We start from the raw sequence: 16336 nt of genomic DNA on the forward strand, positions 1-16336 counted from the left end.
CATGCAGGTCGTCGATCCGCATATTCATCTGTGGGATCTGTCCACGCATCATTACCCCTGGCTCGCGGATCCGCAGACGTCGTTCGTCGGCGATGCGCGCGATCTGCAGCACGACTATCTGCTTGCGGATCTGCTGCGCGATGCGCAGGACATCGAGGTGCTGAAGCTCGTGCATGTCGATGCGAATCACGATCCCGCCGATCCCGTCGAGGAAACACGCTGGCTGCAATCGATCGCGGACAGCGAAGGCATGCCGAACGGCATCGTCGCGGGCGCGGATCTCTCGGCGGACAACGCGCAGCACGTGCTCGAAGCGCATGCGGTCTTCGCCAATACGCGCGGCATTCGCCAGATTCTCAACGTGCACGGCGACAAACTCTACGACTACGTCGGGCGTCATTACATGCGCGAGCCGCAATGGCGCAAGCACTTCGGCTTGCTGAAGCGCTTCGGCATGTCGTTCGATCTGCAGCTTTATCCGTCGCAGATGCAGGAGGCCGCGCAACTCGCGCGCGAGCATGCGGACACGCAATTCATCGTCAATCATGCGGGCATGTTCGTCGACCGGAATTCGACGCAGGGTTATCGCGCATGGCGCGAAGGCATGCGCATGCTGGCTGCGTGCCCGAACGTCGCGGTGAAGCTGAGCGGCTTCGCGATGTTCGATCACGACTGGACCGTCGAGAGCCTGCGTCCTTACGTGCACGAAGCCATCGACACGTTCGGCGTCGATCGCGCGATGTTCGCGTCGAACTTTCCGGTGGATCGGCTGTTCGGCACTTACACGGCGCTGTGGAACGCGTATGCGCAGATCGTCGGCGATGCGAGCGACAGCGAGAAGCGGGCGCTTTTCGTACGCAACGCGGAACGCATTTATCGCATCTGAGAGGCAATGACATGACGACGCCACGTCTCGAACTGACGCATGCAAGCAAGTCCTTCGGCCGCGTGCGCGCGCTAGGCGACGGCAGCCTGCAACTCTTCCCCGGCGAAGTGCACGCGTTGCTCGGCGAGAACGGCGCGGGCAAATCGACGCTCGTGAAACTGCTCGCGGGCGTGTATCAGCCCGATGCGGGCGAGTTGCGCGTCGAAGGCGTCGCGCGCCGCTTCGCCAATCCCGCCGAAGCGCGCGACGCGGGCATCGCCGTGATCTATCAGGAGCCGACGCTCTTCGCGGATCTTTCGATCGCGGAAAACATCTACATGGGCCGGCAGCCGCGCGACCGCTTCGGACGCATTCGTTACGACGAGATGCATCGCGAAGTCGATGCGCTGCTGTCGTCGCTCGGCGTGAATCTGCGCGCGCAACGGCTCGTGCGCGGGCTGTCGATTGCGGATCAGCAGGTGGTCGAGATCGCGAAGGCTTTGTCGCTCGATGCGAACGTGCTCATCATGGACGAGCCGACCGCCGCGCTCTCGCTGCCCGAAGTGGAGCGGCTCTTTGCGATCGTGCGCGCATTGCGCGTGCGCGACGTGGCGATTCTCTTCATCACGCATCGTCTCGACGAAGTGTTCGCGCTGACGCAACGCATGACGATCATGCGCGACGGCATGAAGGTCCACGACGCGCTCACCGAAGACATGACGATCGACGCGATCGTGAGCAGGATGGTCGGCCGCGATCTCGACACGTTCTATCCGAAAGCCGATGTCGCGCCCGGCGACGTGCGTCTTTCGGTGCGCAATCTCACGCGCGAAGGCGTGTTCAAAAACGTGTCCTTCGATGTCCGCGCGGGCGAGATCGTCGCGCTCGCGGGACTCGTCGGCGCGGGGCGCAGCGAAGTCGCGCGCGCGATCTTCGGCATCGATCCGGTCGATGGCGGCGAAGTGATGATCGCGGGCAAGAAGCTCGCGCTGGGACATCCGGCGGCGGCCGTGCGCGCGGGACTCGCGCTCGTGCCGGAGGATCGCCGCGCGCAAGGGCTCGCGCTGGAGCTGAGCATCGCGCGCAACGCGTCTTTGACCGTGCTCGGGCGTCTCGTGCGTCACGGGCTGATTTCATCGCGCAGTGAATCGACATTGGCTTCCGACTGGGGCAAGCGGCTGCGCCTCAAAGCCAGCGATCTCGATGCGCCCGTCGGCACGCTATCGGGCGGCAATCAGCAGAAGGTCGTGCTCGGCAAATGGCTCGCGACGAATCCGAAGGTGCTCATCATCGACGAGCCGACACGCGGCATCGACGTCGGCGCGAAAGCGGAGGTGTATCGCACGCTGGCGGAACTCGTGAAAGAAGGGATGGCCGTGCTGATGATATCGAGCGAATTGCCCGAAGTGCTCGGCATGGCCGATCGCGTGCTCGTGATGCACGAAGGCCGCATCAGCGCGGATATCGCTCGCGCCGATGCGAATGAGGAACGCGTGATGAGCGCGGCGCTCGGCGCCACGCCGAATTCGTTAGGACGCGCAGCATGATGACACGACACTCTCCGACGCTACCCGCGATGCCGCCGTCCGAAACGAAACGCGAAAGCCTCGCGGTCTCGATCGCGAAGAGCCGTGAACTGACGCTCTTCATCGTGCTGCTCGTACTGATCGGCGCGACGGCCGCCGTCAAGCCCGACTTCCTCAATCTGCAGAATCTGCGCGACGTGCTGCTCAACGTGTCGATCATCGGCTTGCTTACCGCAGGCATGACGATCGTGATGCTGATGCGGCATATCGATCTGTCGGTTGCGTCGGTGGTGGGCGTATCGGCGTATGCGGTCGGCAGTCTGTTCGTGATGTTCCCGCACATGCCGGTGATCGTCGCGATGTTCGCGGGCATCGGCATCGGGCTTGCGATCGGCGCGGTCAACGGCGCGCTCGTCACGTTCGGGCGCGTGCCGTCGCTCGTCGCGACGCTTTCCACGCTCTACATCGTGCGCGGCGCGGATTACGCGTGGGTCCACGGCGGCCAGATCAACGCGACGAGCCTGCCCGATGCGTTCGCGTCCATCGCGACGGGCGCGCTGCTCGGCGTGCCGAATCTCGTGCTGATCGCGCTCGTGGTGCTGATCGCGCTTTCGGTGTATCTGAAGCAGTATCGCGGCGGGCGCGAGCACTACGCGATCGGCTCGAATCCCGAGGCCGCGCGGCTCGCGGGCATTCGCGTGGACCGCCGCGTGATGATCGGCTTCCTGCTTTCCGGCGCGATTGCGGGCCTGGCCGGCGTGTTGTGGCTCGCGCGCTTCGGCACCGTCGATGCCAGCACGGCGAAGGGCATCGAACTGCAAGTGGTCGCGGCGGCGGTGGTGGGCAGCGTCGCGATCACGGGCGGCGTCGGGACGATCGCGGGCGCGACGCTCGGCGCGCTCGTGCTCGGCGTCATCAACATTGCGCTCGTGGTGTTGCGCGTGTCGCCGTTCTGGCAGCAGGCGATTCAAGGCGCGCTGATCGTCGCGGCGATCGCGCTCGATACCTTGCTCGCGCGTTCGGTCGCGCGCCGCATGATGAGGAAACGCGATCATGGCTAAACCCGATTCCGCTCTGTCCACGACGAAGCGCCGCCATCTGCAATGGGAAGCGATGCTCGCGATCGTGCTCGTCGTCTCGCTCGTCGCGGGGCGCGTGCTGTCGCCGCTCTTTTTGTCGGCGGCGAACGTCTCGAACATGCTTGCCGATTTCACCGAGATCGCGCTGATCGCGCTGCCGATGACGCTCATCATCGTGGCGGCGGAGATCGATCTGTCGGTGGCGTCGGTGCTGGGCGCATCCAGCGCGCTGATGGGCGTGCTGTGGCACATGGGCTTGCCGATGCCGCTCGTCATCGTGCTCGTGCTCCTCTTCGGCACGCTCGCGGGCCTCTTCAACGGCCTCGTGATCGTGCGCTTCAATCTGCCGTCGCTTGCCGTGACGATCGGCACGCTCGCATTGTTTCGAGGTCTCGCGTACGTGCTGCTCGGCGATCAGGCGATCGCGGATTTTCCGGCGTCGTACACGGCGTTCGGCATCGATACGGTCGGCGGCACCTTCCTGCCGATGCCGTTCGTCCTGGTCATCGCGGGCGCGATCGTCTTCACGATCTTGCTGCAGGCGACGCCTTTCGGCCGCAGCCTCTTCGCGATCGGCGCGAATCCGACGGCCGCGCAGTTCTCGGGCATCGACGTCGCGAAGACGAAGCTCAAGCTCTTCATGATGTCGGGCGCGGTGGCGGCGCTCGCGGGCATCGTCTACACGTTGCGCTTCACAAGCGCGCGCGGCGACAACGGCGAGGGCTTCGAGCTTTCGGTGATCGCGGCGGTGCTGTTCGGCGGCGTGAGCATTTTCGGCGGACGCGGCTCGATGATCGGCGTGCTGCTGTCGCTCGTGATCATCGGCGTGTTGCGCAATGCGTTGACGCTCGCGGATGTATCGAGCGAAACGCTCACGATCGTGACGGGCGCGCTGCTGCTCTCGTCGGTGTTGATACCGAATCTCGTCGCGCGCTGGCGGGCTGCGCGCGAGAAACGTCTGATGACGCAGGCGCTTTGATCGAGTACGTTGTCCGTTGAGGTTGATAACCAGCGCAGCCATGCGCAATGACAGGAGACTTTACGACATGAAAAAGCCCATTCGATTCCCGCGCGGCCCGGCGCTGGCGGCGGCGTTGCTGGCCGCGACCGTCGCGCTGACGGCGAGCGCCGCCGACATCAAGAGCGGTCTGAAGATCGCCTTTTTGCCGAAGCAGATCAACAACCCGTACGAAGTGATCGCCGACGACGGCGGCATGGCCGCCATCAAGGAGATGAAGGGCGATGGCAAGGTGGTCGGGCCGTCGGATGCGGGCGCGTCGTCGCAGGTGAGTTATATCAACACGCTCATCACGCAGCGGCAGAACGCGATCGTGATCGCGGCGAACGATGCGAACGCGGTCGTGCCGTATCTGAAGAAGGCGATGGCGCAAGGCATCAAGGTCGTGACCTTCGACTCCGATACCGCGCCGGACGGACGCCAGATCTTCGTGAATCAGGCCGAATCGGAAGCGATCGGGCGCGGGCAGATTCAGTTGCTGTCGAAGCTGATCGGCGGCGAGGGCGAATTCGCGATTCTCTCGGCAACGCCCAACGCGACGAATCAGAACACGTGGATCAAGTGGATGCAGGAGGAACTGAAGAAGCCCGAGTATTCGAAGATGAAGCTCGTGAAGATCGCCTACGGCAACGACGACGATCAGAAGTCGTTCGTCGAGACGCAGGGCTTGCTGCAGGCGTATCCGAATCTGAAGGGCATCGTCGCGCCGACATCCGTCGGGATCGCGGCGGCGGCGCGCTATATCTCGAGTTCGCCGTCGAAGGGCAAGGTCGTCGTGACGGGACTGGGCACGCCCAATCAGATGCGCGCGTTCGTGAAGAACGGCACGGTCAAGGCGTTCCAGTTGTGGGATCCGGGCCAGTTGGGTTATCTCGCGGCGTTCGCGGCGGCCAATCTCGCATCGGGGACGATCACCGGCAAGGAAGGCGATTCGTTCGATGCGGGCAAGCTCGGCAAGCGGACCGTGGGCAAGAGCGGCGAAGTGATTCTCGGGCCGCCGACGACGTTCGATGCGGCAAATATCGATAACTTTAATTTTTAGAGTCAACGGGAAGCCGGGCGGATGACGAAACGCCCTTCGGGGCGTTTTGTTTTCTTGAGGCCGCTGTGTTGTGAGTGCGTGCGGAAATCGGCTTTGCGGTCAGAGGGTTGGGGCTATCCGGCAACGCCCTTTGGATATTTGCCCCGCATTGTGCGGGGCTTTTTTTAGCTTTGAGAATCACGGCATGAGCGAGACAAGCACGCAAGCCACGGAGTGAACGCGTGACTACCACGGCACGCGCTGGTAAACAACCGTGGCAGGACAGTCCAGGCCATGGCTCACTTAACCGCCTGCCCGCCTCTCAAAACCTGCACCGCCGTCGCCGATTCGAACTGCGCATGCACCGCGTCTCCCTTCTTCAGCCCTGCAAGCGACAAATCCGGCGCGACATCGAGCGTCACCGTGCGGCTCGGCCCGCGCAGGGTCACGCGCCGCTTCGCCGTATCGATGCGCTCGATCGTCCCGATCACCTCCACGGTGCGCGCCTGCGCCATCACGCCGCCCGACGCCGGGATCGTCGCTTCGGTATCGATGCGCTGACGTATGCCATCGGACTTCACCTTCGTCGCGCGAACGAGCACCGCGGCGCGATATTCGATGTTCACGACATCGCCCAACTGCAACTTCTTGACATCGCCGATTGCGGGATCGACCGCCACTTCCACGACGCGGCCGGCCGGGCCTTGCAGCGACACGCTGTTGGTGACGGGATCGATGCCGACCACGCGCGCCTGAATTTGCGCAATCGCCGCCGCGCCGCGTGCCACCGGAGCCGAGGCCGCATCCTGAGCCGATGAACTGCCGATCCCCGCTAAAGCGAGGGCCGCGCAGGTCGCGAACAGCGTAACGGAGCGATGCGGCCATGGGTTTGACGAACGAATCATGCGTAGTCTCCTTGCCTCAGTTGATTTCCCGTCGATCGCCGCAAAGCCGCCCTCAGCGGCGCGACTTCGACAACAAATGTCCCAGCCCGAGATTCGTGGCGATCTGCCAGATATAGACGCGCGAATAACGCACGCCGTAGCGCCGCTCGATCAGCTCGCGCAGCCGCGCATTGGTCCACGTGTCGCTCGCGAAGCCATGCTCGCGCGCCGGTCCTCGCAGCGCGGCGGCGATCCAGTCGAGCGCCTCGCGATCCAGCACCGACGCACGCCCGCCGACGCCCATTTTCGCGAGCGCGTCGAGACCGCCTTCGGCGACGATGGCCTTGTAGCGCCGCACCGTCTGCACCGAAAGGTGCAACTGCTCGGCCACCGCCTCGACCGACGCGCCATCGAGCAGCATGCGCCCGGCCGTCATGCGTCGCACGACGCTCGGCAGGGTGTCGGGACGGGAGAGCATGGCGCGCGCCGCTCGATCGTTCGGATTACGTGCGATCGCCCGCGACGTCACGCACGGCCGCGCCCGGCGAAGCCGCCTCTGATGCTCGTCCTTGTGCCCGCCGATGCACTCGGGCAATGGGTGCAACGTTGCGGCGTCCGTGCGCATTCATGCTTGCCCCCTTGTCGAATGGAGACGGCGGGACTTGATCGGGTGCTTGACGTTGGACGATGCGCGGCTCATATATCTGAGCCGGCTTACAGAGAAGTACCAATAAACGTTTTCAGGCTCGACGGGCAACCATCGGCGAAAATTTTTTGGGCTTGATAAATTCCGGCGAATTGCCTATGAAGACTGCCGATGAGCAACGAACACGCAACCGACGACGCGCGACGCGGCGTGCAATGCCGCGCGCGTCCGTTTCAACGCGTGTCGGATGATCGGCCAGGCGTCAAACGCGATAGAACTCGATGTCCTGACCGGCGTGAACCGCGCGCTTGAGCCACTCGGGCATATCGCCGAGGCCGTCCCACGTATCGCCATTCGCGTTTCGGAATATCGGCCCGGCGCCATCCGCCGAATGCGGAAACAAAGGCAATTGCGGCATCGGCCGCTTTGCCTTGGGCGCGCCATGAGCCCCGTTGGTCTTGGTGAAGGAGGGCGGTGGGGGCACCACCGGCGCTTCGGCCAATGCTTCAGCCAACGCTCTTTCCGTTATCCCGAACTCAGCCATTCGGCTGCGCAAATACGCAATGATGCTGTCTCGCTTTCTTTCGTCCACGGCTTTCCTGATTCAACTTTTGATTTTCAGAAGACGAACCGAAACCCCGCGCGGACCGGGGCGGTTCGAAGACTCGAATATAAGTGTTTTATGAAGCGTGACGCAGCGCTTGCCTCGCGTCAATTAGTGTATTTACCGCACTTCGATTAACTCGCCCGGTGACTTTGCCTTTAATGCGGGCATTGCACCGAATGCGAACGTTCGCCTGCCCCGGACATCGCCGTGACGGACGCGCGAATCGAATGTGCGCGGAAAGTCACGTCGGGGAGCCACGAACCGATGGCGAAGCCCGCGCCGCCATGCAACACGGCGCCGAAACCTCGCTCGTCTCTATTGTATGCTGCTTGCGGCGACTATTAAAACGTTTTAACGACTGTGTTGTTCCCCCGGTAATTCCGCACCATGCGCGCGAATGGCGGCAATCAGCTCCGCAGGCGTTATTTCATAACGCACTTCGCGGTGAATGCCGGGTTTGCGCTCGTCGATTTCAATCAGCAGTACGGCTTTGCCATCCGCCGCGGGTTCGAGGCGCAGCGAACGCACTTCCTGTCCGCTGGCATCGTCATATTCCGTCAGGAGCGTCATGGCGCCGGTGGCGGCGCTTCTCGGCATCGACATTCTTCCTCCCGTCTTGCGACGTCGTTGTTGTTGTTTCACCGCGTCATCCACCGGCGTGCACGAAAATCGGGCGCGCTACATTGGGATTCAGATTGACGAACGAGGCGGACGCGAAAGACGGCGCGGCCTGCGCCGTCCTCCGGTATCTCATTATTGCCTGCCAAAAGTGCGCGCGTCCAGCGGGAGGCGCGCCGGAATCGTGTGACCCCTTATTTTGTTCAGGCGACGCTTGCGTTCAAGCGCTTTTGCCGATCGCGTCCCGCGCCTCGCGCGCGAGCTCGAACGAGCGCAGGCGCGCCCGATGATCGAAAATCTGCGCGGTGATGATGAGCTCGTCGGCCTGCGTCTGGTCGATCACCGAGCGCAGGCCGGCTTCGACATCGGCGGGTGCGCCGACGACGGAGCACGCGAGCGCCTGCTCGACGCCCGCGCGTTCGGCCTCGCTCCACACGATCGATTCGACCGGCGGCGGCAACTGGCCGGGCGTGCCGCGGCGCAGATTGATGAACTGCTGCTGCAGCGACGTGAAGTGAAAGCGCGCTTCCTCGGCGGTATCGGCGGCGAAGACGTTGACGCCGACCATCGCGTAGGGCTTTTGCAGCGTCGCGGACGGGCGGAATTGCTTGCGATAGACCTCGAGCGCGGTCAGCAGATAATCCGGCGCGAAATGCGATGCGAACGCGAACGGCAGCCCCAGCGCGGCCGCGAGTTGCGCCGAGAAGAGCGAGGAGCCGAGCAGCCAGATCGGCACATGCAGCCCGGCGCCGGGCACGGCGCGCACGCGCTGGCCTTCGACCGGATCGGCGAAATAGCGTTGCAATTCGACGACATCGTCCGGGAACGATTCGGCGCTGCCGTGCATATCGCGGCGCAACGCGCGCGCCGTGGTCTGGTCGGTGCCGGGCGCGCGTCCGAGCCCGAGGTCGATGCGTCCCGGAAACAGCGACGCGAGCGTGCCGAACTGCTCGGCGATCACGAGCGGCGCGTGATTCGGCAGCATGACGCCGCCCGAGCCGACGCGAATCGTTTTGGTGCCCGCCGCGATATGCCCGATCACCACGGCGGTCGCCGCGCTGGCGATGCCCGTCATGTTGTGATGCTCGGCGAGCCAGTAGCGCAGATAGCCCCAGCGCTCGGCGTGCCGGGCGAGATCGAGGGAATGGGCGAAGGCGTCGGCGGGCGTCGAGCCGAGCGGAACCGGAGAAAGGTCGAGTAGCGAGAAGGGGATCATTGCGGCTTTCCGAAAACGTGGCGGATCGCGAAACATCGAGACCGCGGGACACGCGCTGAAAAAACCGATTGTGCCGAAACTCCGGAAAACCTGCCGGATCGGGCAGGCGCGTTCCGCTCAAGCGAGCCGCGGATAGCCGCGTTCGATGGCGTCGCGTTCGTAGTCGAGAATCGGCGCGTAATCCGCTTGCGTGCGCCGTACGACGCCTTTGAGCCTGAGCCGGGAGGCGAGCGCGCGATCCTGGTCGAGCGCACCGGCGAGCGCCTGAAAAACGATGTCGATGGAATCGTGCGGCACGCGCATCGACGCGATGAACGGCAGCGCGCCGGCGCTGGCCGTCACGCCGAGCACGCGCACGCCGGCCGTCAGTTCCGGCAGATGCGACTGTGCGAACGCGAACGTGACGCAGTCGATCGCGGCGACATCCGCGCGCCGCTCGGCGAGCGCGCGCAGCGAGGCGAGATGCGCGCCGGTTTTCGTCACGGAGGCGAAGAACCGTCCGCCGTGCGCGAATCGTGCGACGGCGTGCCGGAACAGGTTCATGCCGCTGTTGGAATCGTCGTCGTTATAGGCGGCGCGCAGGCCGCGGCAATCTTCGATGGATTGCGCCGCGACATGCCCGCCCGCGACGATCACGCTGCGATAGGCGCCGTTCTCGCATCCGGGCACGTCGAAGTCGGGCGCACCGACGAGCCGCACGCGATTCGCAAGCGTATGCACGAGCGGATAGCCGCAGGTCTGCGAGAGCAACACCTCGTCGCGCAGCCAGAAGGCGGTGAGATCGGGACCGGGATCGACGATTTCGAGCGTATCGCCGCGCGCGCTCAGCCAGTCCGCGAGACGCTCGCCGACGTGAGCGAGCAGCGTGCGCCAGTCAGTGGCGAGCGCGGGCGAGACGTTGTACATCGGCAGGGCGGCGAGCCATTGCATCGCGAGCGGATAACGAATGACGATGTCGAATCGTACAGCGCGGCGCGTCAGCTCGCGAGGCTGGCGGTGTCGCCGCTGCGCGCGTGGCGGCGTCGGCCGGCCGGCGATTGCCGCGCGACGAACGGATGCACCGGTTCCGCCGCCTGTGCGAACGCGTGGCGGCGCGCCCATTCGCCGTATCCGCGCACGACGAAGCCGCCGTTGCTCGCGCAATAGGCGTCGCGGCGGCGCGAATAGATTTCGCCGAGTGCGAACCACGGCACGCCGGGCAGATCGTGATGCACGGCGTGAAAGTTGTTGTTGAGAAAGAGCAGACGCCACGGCCACGCGGCTTCGTTGACGACCGTCCGTTCTCTTTCCGCCTCCGCCGCGCGATGTTCCTGAAACGAGCGCACCGAGGCCAGCGCCACCGACGCATAACCGACGCCGAACACGAACGCGCGCCACGGAATGCCGCATCGCGTGTCGAGCCAGCTTGCGAGCAGCACGAGCGATGCGAGATGCGCGGCCCAGCTCGCGACGATGCGCCCGCGCCGTTCGACGACCGCCTGCGCCGCCTCGCGCCACGATGCCGCGATCGAGAACCACGGCCCGATCAGCATGCGGCCCGCGAAGGTATTGCGCGCGGCGAGCGCGGCGCGCAGCACCGGGCCCGCGTTCGCCCACTGTTCAGGGCTCACGTAATAGCTTTCGGGATCGCGGCCGGGTTCGGTCAGATGCGTGTCGTCGTGATGACGCAGATGCGATTCCCGATACACCTCGTACGGAAACCACACCGCGAGCGGCGCAACGCCGAAGAGCATGTTGACGAGCGGCCAGCGCGTCGGATGCCCGTGCATCAGTTCGTGTTGCAGCGACATGTACCAGCACGACAACAGCGCGAGCAGCGCGACGGCGGGCACGATGCCGATCGTGCGGGCGCTGAGCGCGACGCCGAACCAGCCGCCGTAGATCGCGACGATAACTGTCCACGTCGGCCATTCGCTGCGCCAGCGCAGGGTTTTGCGTTGGCGCTGGAGTTCCTGGCGTTGGGCGTCGTCGAGATAGCGGGGCATGGCGGACTTCGATGAAGGCGAAGCGCCATCGTAGCGGCGCGCCCGCTTCGTCCCAACGAAGGAATCCGGCTAAGGAATTCGCGGCTGGCGCAAAGCACGCACCCTCGCGTGGTACGGACTTTTGCAAATCTTGACCGCGTCGAATAGTCCGACCGTGCTATATCTTAGGGCTCCTCGGTATTTGATGGTCCGGTCAGGCACGACCGGCCGACGAGTCAGCGCATCAACACAAACATCGAAGCCAACATGAATAACACGCAAGACCAGACCCGCCGTCTGCTCGACTATGACGGCGAAACCGGCGAACTCTTCGCCATCTTCTTCAAGAACCTGCTGCTCACACTGCTCACGTTCGGTATTTATCGGTTCTGGGGCACGTCCAATTTGCGCCGTTACGTCTGGTCGCATATGCGGTTTCAGGGAGAACGGTTCACCTACACCGGCACGGGCGGCGAACTGTTCAAGGGCTTCGTGATCGCGCTCGCAGCGGTGATCGGCGCAATCGGGGGGGCGGTCGTCGTGGGGGTCGTGCTACAGGCCGCGACGGGCAGCAAGCTGCTCGGCGCCTTGCCCACGATCGCGGTGTCGTGCCTGCTCGCGATCTGGGCCGCGGGCGCTTTCTACAGCGCGGAACGTTATCGTCTGAGCCGCACGTCGTGGCGCGGGATTCACGGCGGCATGACGGGCTCCGCTTTCAGCTATGGCGTCAAGGTGCTGCTCTACAGCGTGTTGTGTGTGTTTTCGCTCTATCAACTCATTCCGTGGATGTCGATGCGTCTCGCGGAGCGGCGCATCAACTCGGCGAGTTTCGGCGACCGGTCTTTTCACTTCGAGGGGAAGGCGAGCAAGATCTACGGTTCGTTCCTGCTGTCGCTGGTCGGCAGTGTCGTGCTGATGATCGCCTTGTACTTCTTGATGCTGAAGCCGACGTTCGACCAGATTCAGGAACTGTCCGCTCAGGCGGTGCCGCTTCGCGAATCCGGGCTCACGCCGAGCTTTGTGCTCCACCTGTGCGCGGCTTACATCGTGTACCTTCTCGGCGCATGGCTGATCGCTTGCCATTACCTCGCGACGGTCACGCGGCACGTCGTCAACAACACGAGCTTCGGCGGGCTGCTCCAATTCGGCAGCCGTGTCACAACGGCTAGCCTGATGAAGCTGATTCTCGGCAATTTGTTGCTCATCATTTGCACGTTGGGTTTCGGCTTTCCGCTCGCGTTGCAACGCAGCTTGCGCTTCACGGCGGATAACCTGGTCGTGACGGGCAAGATCGATCTGGATTCGCTCCATCAAAGCACGCTGCCCAAACCCGAAACGGGCGAAGGCATGCTGAGCGTGCTGGAACCCGGCGGCATGATCTGATCGAGCGTCGTAGCCGCGTTCCTCCGTATCGCGGCGCTCAATATTGGCGCAGCGCGCAGGCACGGTATCCTTGATCCCTTCGATACCGCCCGCGCGCGCAGATGACCGAACCCTTCGAGCCCGCTTCCGCGTCGAGTCCGACGCATCGAAAACGGCCGCGCAAGTCCGCGCGGCTCATCGCCGGCCTGATCGCGTTCAATGTGCTCGCGTGGCTCTGGGCGCTCGTCGCGTTCCGTCACTATCCGCTGCTGCTCGGCACGTCGCTGCTCGCGTATTCGCTCGGGCTGCGCCATGCGGTCGATGCCGACCACATCGCCGCCATCGACAACGTCACGCGCAAGCTGATGCACGAAGGCAAGCGGCCGCTCTTCGTCGGCTTCTTCTTCTCGCTCGGGCATTCGACGATCGTCGTCGCCGCCACCGCGCTGATCGCCGCGACCGCGATGGCCGTGCAGGGCCGCTTCGCCGAGTTTCGCGAGATCGGCGGGATTATCGGCACGGCGGTGTCGTCGCTGTTTCTGTTTCTCATCGCGGCGATGAACCTCGTCGTGCTGCGCGGCGTGTGGCGCGCTTTCAGGCGCGTGCGGCGCGGCGAATCGTGCAGCGGCGAAGACATCGACATGCTCGCGGTCGGCGGCGGGCCGCTCGCGCGGATCGCGCGGCCGCTCTTCCGGCTGATCGGCAAGAGCTGGCACATGGTTCCGCTCGGCTTCCTGTTCGGGCTCGGTTTCGACACGGCCACCGAAATCGGCCTGATGGGCGTCGCCGCCGCCGAAGCCGCGCGCGGCATGCCGGTCTGGTCGATTCTCGTGTTTCCGGCGCTCTTCACGGCCGGCATGTCGCTCGTCGACACCGCCGACAGCCTGCTGATGACGGGCGCCTACGGCTGGGCGTTCATGAAGCCGATCCGCAAGCTCTACTACAACCTCACCGTCACGTTCGTGTCGGTGCTGATCGCGGTGCTCGTCGGCGGCATCGAGGCGTTGGGGCTGATCGCGGACCGGCTGCAATTGAAGGGCGGACTGTGGGATGCGAGCGCGTCGCTGTCCGGGCACTTCGGGATGCTGGGCTATGGCATCGTCGCGATCTTCGCCGCGTGCTGGCTCGTTTCCGCGCTCATCTACAAGTGGCGTGGATACGACGCTCTGGACGCCACCATCGCCCGCTAGGGTCATGGGCACTCTTCCTGCTTCGTGGATGCGCCAGCCGCTCATCCACTTTCCGTATCGAGCGGCGTTCAGGGAGAACGATCATGAACGACCCGCAAGCCGGCGCGGATTCACCGCACCTCGATAGCGCCGAGCAGGAGCAGGCCGCCGAGCATTCCGCGCCGCATCCGCTCGTCATCCACGAAATCGTGCGCGAGGAAGGCGAAGTCGCGATGGAGCGCACCTTCGTCGCGCTGATGGCGTCGGCGCTCGCCGCAGGGCTGTCGATGGGCTTCTCCTTTCTCGTCCAGTCGATCCTCGAAAGCGCGCTGCCGAAGGCGGCCTGGAGCGGGCTCGTATCGAGCTTGGGATATACGATCGGCTTCGTCTTCGTGATTCTCGGACGTCAGCAGCTCTTCACGGAAAGCACGCTGACGGCGGTGCTGCCCGTGCTCACGCGCCGCGATCTGGCGACCTTGTTCAAGGCGCTGCGTGTCTGGGCGATCGTGCTGTTCTTCAATCTCGTCGGCACGACGATCTTCGCCGCGATCCTGCAAATTCGCGGCGTATTTTCGCCGGAAGTGACCGAGGCGCTCGCGGAAGTCGCGATGACGCCGTTTTCCGCCGATTTCGGCGTGACCGTCGTGCGCGGCGTGTTCTCCGGCTGGCTCATCGCGTTGATGGTGTGGCTGCTGCCGAGCGCGCGCTCGGCGCGTCTGCTGACGATCCTGCTCGTGACCTACACCGTCGCGGTGAGCAAGCTCACGCACGTGATCGCGGGATCGGTCGAAGCGGCGTACGCGGTGATGATCGGCGCGGGCAGCATTCCGGACTATTTTTTCGTGTTCCTCGTGCCGACGTTCATCGGCAACGTGATCGGCGGGGTGTCGCTCGTCGCGATCGTCAATCATGCGGCGATCGCACCGGAAATCACGGGCGTGCGGCGGGATAGCGACGACTGAACGCGGGCGCGCGCCTACTTGTTGTTGCCGGCGCCCGTGCCGTACAAGCCGTTGTTGAAGCCGCCGCTGCCTTCGGGCTTGTGATTCTTGCCGGCGGTGGCGGCGCGGCCCTTCGCGGCATCCTTCGATTGCGGCTTTTGCGATTCATGCATCGCGGCGCCCGACGGATCGGCGCGCGATGTCGAATCGGACTGTCGGCTGTTCTCACGCCCGGCGCCGCCTTCGTTCGTGATCTGCGCGACGCCATTCGTGCTGAACGTTGCAATAAGACTGGCGAGGATCGCGTTCGCGAGCATCGCCCAGGGACGGCGCGAACTGCGCGTGAGGTCGTGACGATGTGTGGACATGACGGCTCCCGGCATGATCGAAGGTATTGCTTTCGAGCATGAACGGTGCCCGGCGCGCCGGCTGGACGCGTTGACGATGCACGCGTGTCGTGAAATGTCGGAAATTCGGAAAGCCGTTGCGCGCCCGGCTCGTCACGAGACGCGGGCGCGAACGAAAGATTCGCGCCGAGGCGCGAGCGGCGAAAGCGGTCGTCAGGCCGCTTTCGCCCAAAGCCTGTTGGTCGACTTCTTTCGGCTGCCGGAGCCGTCGCGCGGGCCGCTGTCCACCGAGTCGAGCGCGATGCGCAGCGCTTCGATGCGCTGCTTCTGCGCGGGCACGAGCGCGTAACCCTTCATCACCGCGGTGAGACGCTCGCGCCAGTATTCGACGTTGAGCGTGCCGGAAGACTGTTTGTTCATCGTGCGGAGTTGCGCGAGTGCGCGCTCGATGTGTTGAAGCTCGACGTCCGCCAACGCCGAGGGCAGCAGGCTGCCCCTGGTCTCACTCTTCTTCTTCATTTTGTGGTCTTCCTCTCGGCCATACGGCGCCTGGGTCCGGACATCGGACACGCGCGCCGTTGAGGCACCCCGTTCACCCGCGCATATTTTTGTACCGCTGCGGGTGGCCCTTGCTCTTTTCTTCGGTAGACCGATCGTTGCCCGTCTCGGCGAGTTCGACCGTTAGCAAAAATGTACGCAACGCAAGCCTGCTGGCTCCGTCTGTCATCGCACATTCATGCGCTGGGGAGGCGGGGATTTCGATGCTGCGCCGCGCCAAGGTGACGCGTGAACGGCTTACTCGCCGCCGGTGCGCTTGCCGCTGCGGCCGATCTGTTCCTCCATCGCGAGATCGAGCTTGCTCACCTTGCGCGGCTTGGCCGGCTCGCGCGCGTTGACGAACGCGACGAAGTCGTCCATCGGCATGGGATCGGAGAGTTTCTTCGAGCCTTCGGCCGAGCGCTCGGCGAGATAGAAGTAGCCGCCCGGCATCGAGATGGCCGCGTAACTGGTGTTGCCGCTGCGCGTCTTGAGCCGTTCGACGGCGCTGATGGCTTTGGTCGAGCGCATGATGT

The 16336-nt window shown here is 64.4% G+C and carries 18 protein-coding genes; 8 read left to right on the plus strand and 10 right to left on the minus strand.

All coding sequences use genetic code 11. From position 1 onward, the window contains the following. Position 1: 1 nt before the first annotated feature. The 5 genes from NOV72_RS01915 to rhaS all read left to right on the plus strand — a co-directional run bounded on the left by NOV72_RS01915 (position 2) and on the right by rhaS (position 5530). Positions 2-886 carry an amidohydrolase family protein gene (locus tag NOV72_RS01915; protein ID WP_106852872.1) on the plus strand — a complete coding sequence of 295 codons (885 nt, stop codon included), beginning with the start codon at positions 2-4 and terminating at the stop codon, positions 884-886. Between the two features lie 11 nt (positions 887-897). Beyond that, the gene (locus tag NOV72_RS01920) at positions 898-2412 is read left to right on the plus strand and encodes a sugar ABC transporter ATP-binding protein (RefSeq protein WP_106852873.1); all 1515 of its coding nucleotides are present in this window, start codon (positions 898-900) and stop codon (positions 2410-2412) included. Next, entirely contained in the window at positions 2412-3452 is a 1041-nt protein-coding gene (locus NOV72_RS01925; protein WP_106853237.1) for an ABC transporter permease, read from the plus strand. The genes NOV72_RS01920 and NOV72_RS01925 overlap by 1 nt, the downstream gene beginning before the upstream one ends. After that, on the plus strand, positions 3445-4449 hold the full coding sequence (locus tag NOV72_RS01930; RefSeq protein WP_106852874.1) for an ABC transporter permease: 1005 nt from the start codon (positions 3445-3447) through the stop codon (positions 4447-4449). The genes NOV72_RS01925 and NOV72_RS01930 overlap by 8 nt, the downstream gene beginning before the upstream one ends. Positions 4450-4516: 67 nt before the next feature. Further along, complete coding sequence (gene rhaS / locus NOV72_RS01935) at positions 4517-5530, plus strand: rhamnose ABC transporter substrate-binding protein (protein ID WP_106852875.1); 1014 nt, start codon at positions 4517-4519, stop codon at positions 5528-5530. 278 nt (positions 5531-5808) lie between these two features. On the opposite strand, the gene NOV72_RS01940 is transcribed toward rhaS, so the two are convergent. The 7 genes from NOV72_RS01940 to NOV72_RS01970 form a co-directional block, all read right to left on the minus strand. Further along, positions 5809-6414: a copper-binding protein gene (locus tag NOV72_RS01940; protein ID WP_106852876.1), complete on the minus strand. Its 606-nt coding sequence runs from the start codon at positions 6412-6414 to the stop codon at positions 5809-5811. A 52-nt stretch (positions 6415-6466) separates the two neighbouring features. Further along, entirely contained in the window at positions 6467-6871 is a 405-nt protein-coding gene (locus NOV72_RS01945) for a helix-turn-helix domain-containing protein (protein WP_181290796.1), read from the minus strand. A 430-nt stretch (positions 6872-7301) separates the two neighbouring features. Then, complete coding sequence (locus NOV72_RS01950; RefSeq protein WP_106852877.1) at positions 7302-7631, minus strand: H-NS family nucleoid-associated regulatory protein; 330 nt, start codon at positions 7629-7631, stop codon at positions 7302-7304. A 366-nt stretch (positions 7632-7997) separates the two neighbouring features. Then, a complete protein-coding gene (locus NOV72_RS01955; protein WP_008353523.1) occupies positions 7998-8243 on the minus strand; it encodes a hypothetical protein in 246 nt (81 codons plus the stop codon). A 241-nt stretch (positions 8244-8484) separates the two neighbouring features. After that, entirely contained in the window at positions 8485-9480 is a 996-nt protein-coding gene (locus NOV72_RS01960; protein ID WP_106852878.1) for a luciferase-like monooxygenase, read from the minus strand. 117 nt (positions 9481-9597) lie between these two features. Further along, a complete protein-coding gene (locus tag NOV72_RS01965) occupies positions 9598-10410 on the minus strand; it encodes a phosphate/phosphite/phosphonate ABC transporter substrate-binding protein (protein WP_106852879.1) in 813 nt (270 codons plus the stop codon). 47 nt (positions 10411-10457) lie between these two features. Then, on the minus strand, positions 10458-11465 hold the full coding sequence (locus NOV72_RS01970) for a fatty acid desaturase (protein WP_106852880.1): 1008 nt from the start codon (positions 11463-11465) through the stop codon (positions 10458-10460). A gap of 246 nt (positions 11466-11711) precedes the next feature. Here NOV72_RS01970 and NOV72_RS01975 point away from each other — a divergent pair, with 246 nt between their 5' ends. From NOV72_RS01975 to NOV72_RS01985, 3 genes are all read left to right on the plus strand, one after another. Next, positions 11712-12827: a YjgN family protein gene (locus NOV72_RS01975; RefSeq protein ID WP_106852881.1), complete on the plus strand. Its 1116-nt coding sequence runs from the start codon at positions 11712-11714 to the stop codon at positions 12825-12827. 101 nt (positions 12828-12928) lie between these two features. Continuing rightward, positions 12929-13996, plus strand: coding sequence for a HoxN/HupN/NixA family nickel/cobalt transporter (locus tag NOV72_RS01980; RefSeq protein WP_106852882.1), 1068 nt, complete (start codon positions 12929-12931; stop codon positions 13994-13996). Positions 13997-14079: 83 nt separating this feature from the next. Further along, entirely contained in the window at positions 14080-14937 is an 858-nt protein-coding gene (locus NOV72_RS01985; RefSeq protein ID WP_106852883.1) for a formate/nitrite transporter family protein, read from the plus strand. A gap of 14 nt (positions 14938-14951) precedes the next feature. Here the strand turns inward: NOV72_RS01985 and NOV72_RS01990 are convergent, their stop codons facing one another. From NOV72_RS01990 to NOV72_RS02000, 3 genes are all read right to left on the minus strand, one after another. Then, on the minus strand, positions 14952-15284 hold the full coding sequence (locus NOV72_RS01990) for a beta-xylosidase (protein ID WP_106852884.1): 333 nt from the start codon (positions 15282-15284) through the stop codon (positions 14952-14954). A gap of 192 nt (positions 15285-15476) precedes the next feature. Continuing rightward, positions 15477-15782, minus strand: coding sequence for a hypothetical protein (locus NOV72_RS01995; protein ID WP_106852885.1), 306 nt, complete (start codon positions 15780-15782; stop codon positions 15477-15479). 276 nt (positions 15783-16058) lie between these two features. Then, a complete protein-coding gene (locus NOV72_RS02000; RefSeq protein ID WP_106852886.1) occupies positions 16059-16331 on the minus strand; it encodes a hypothetical protein in 273 nt (90 codons plus the stop codon). Positions 16332-16336 lie beyond the last annotated feature (5 nt).

This window comes from Caballeronia novacaledonica (genome assembly GCF_900258035.1).
GTDB lineage: Bacteria > Pseudomonadota > Gammaproteobacteria > Burkholderiales > Burkholderiaceae > Caballeronia > Caballeronia novacaledonica.

Coding starts and splice junctions, on each gene's coding strand:
- rhaS (WP_106852875.1), top strand. CDS start 4,517: ATGAAAAAGCCCATTCGATTCCCGCGCGGCCCGGCGCTGGCGGCGGCG.
- NOV72_RS01990 (WP_106852884.1), bottom strand. CDS start 15,284: ATGTCCACACATCGTCACGACCTCACGCGCAGTTCGCGCCGTCCCTGG.
- NOV72_RS01930 (WP_106852874.1), top strand. CDS start 3,445: ATGGCTAAACCCGATTCCGCTCTGTCCACGACGAAGCGCCGCCATCTG.
- NOV72_RS01980 (WP_106852882.1), top strand. CDS start 12,929: ATGACCGAACCCTTCGAGCCCGCTTCCGCGTCGAGTCCGACGCATCGA.
- NOV72_RS01955 (WP_008353523.1), bottom strand. CDS start 8,243: ATGCCGAGAAGCGCCGCCACCGGCGCCATGACGCTCCTGACGGAATAT.
- NOV72_RS01945 (WP_181290796.1), bottom strand. CDS start 6,871: ATGCTCTCCCGTCCCGACACCCTGCCGAGCGTCGTGCGACGCATGACG.
- NOV72_RS02000 (WP_106852886.1), bottom strand. CDS start 16,331: ATGCGCTCGACCAAAGCCATCAGCGCCGTCGAACGGCTCAAGACGCGC.
- NOV72_RS01995 (WP_106852885.1), bottom strand. CDS start 15,782: ATGAAGAAGAAGAGTGAGACCAGGGGCAGCCTGCTGCCCTCGGCGTTG.
- NOV72_RS01925 (WP_106853237.1), top strand. CDS start 2,412: ATGACACGACACTCTCCGACGCTACCCGCGATGCCGCCGTCCGAAACG.
- NOV72_RS01960 (WP_106852878.1), bottom strand. CDS start 9,480: ATGATCCCCTTCTCGCTACTCGACCTTTCTCCGGTTCCGCTCGGCTCG.
- NOV72_RS01920 (WP_106852873.1), top strand. CDS start 898: ATGACGACGCCACGTCTCGAACTGACGCATGCAAGCAAGTCCTTCGGC.
- NOV72_RS01985 (WP_106852883.1), top strand. CDS start 14,080: ATGAACGACCCGCAAGCCGGCGCGGATTCACCGCACCTCGATAGCGCC.
- NOV72_RS01965 (WP_106852879.1), bottom strand. CDS start 10,410: ATGCAATGGCTCGCCGCCCTGCCGATGTACAACGTCTCGCCCGCGCTC.
- NOV72_RS01915 (WP_106852872.1), top strand. CDS start 2: ATGCAGGTCGTCGATCCGCATATTCATCTGTGGGATCTGTCCACGCAT.
- NOV72_RS01970 (WP_106852880.1), bottom strand. CDS start 11,465: ATGCCCCGCTATCTCGACGACGCCCAACGCCAGGAACTCCAGCGCCAA.
- NOV72_RS01975 (WP_106852881.1), top strand. CDS start 11,712: ATGAATAACACGCAAGACCAGACCCGCCGTCTGCTCGACTATGACGGC.
- NOV72_RS01940 (WP_106852876.1), bottom strand. CDS start 6,414: ATGATTCGTTCGTCAAACCCATGGCCGCATCGCTCCGTTACGCTGTTC.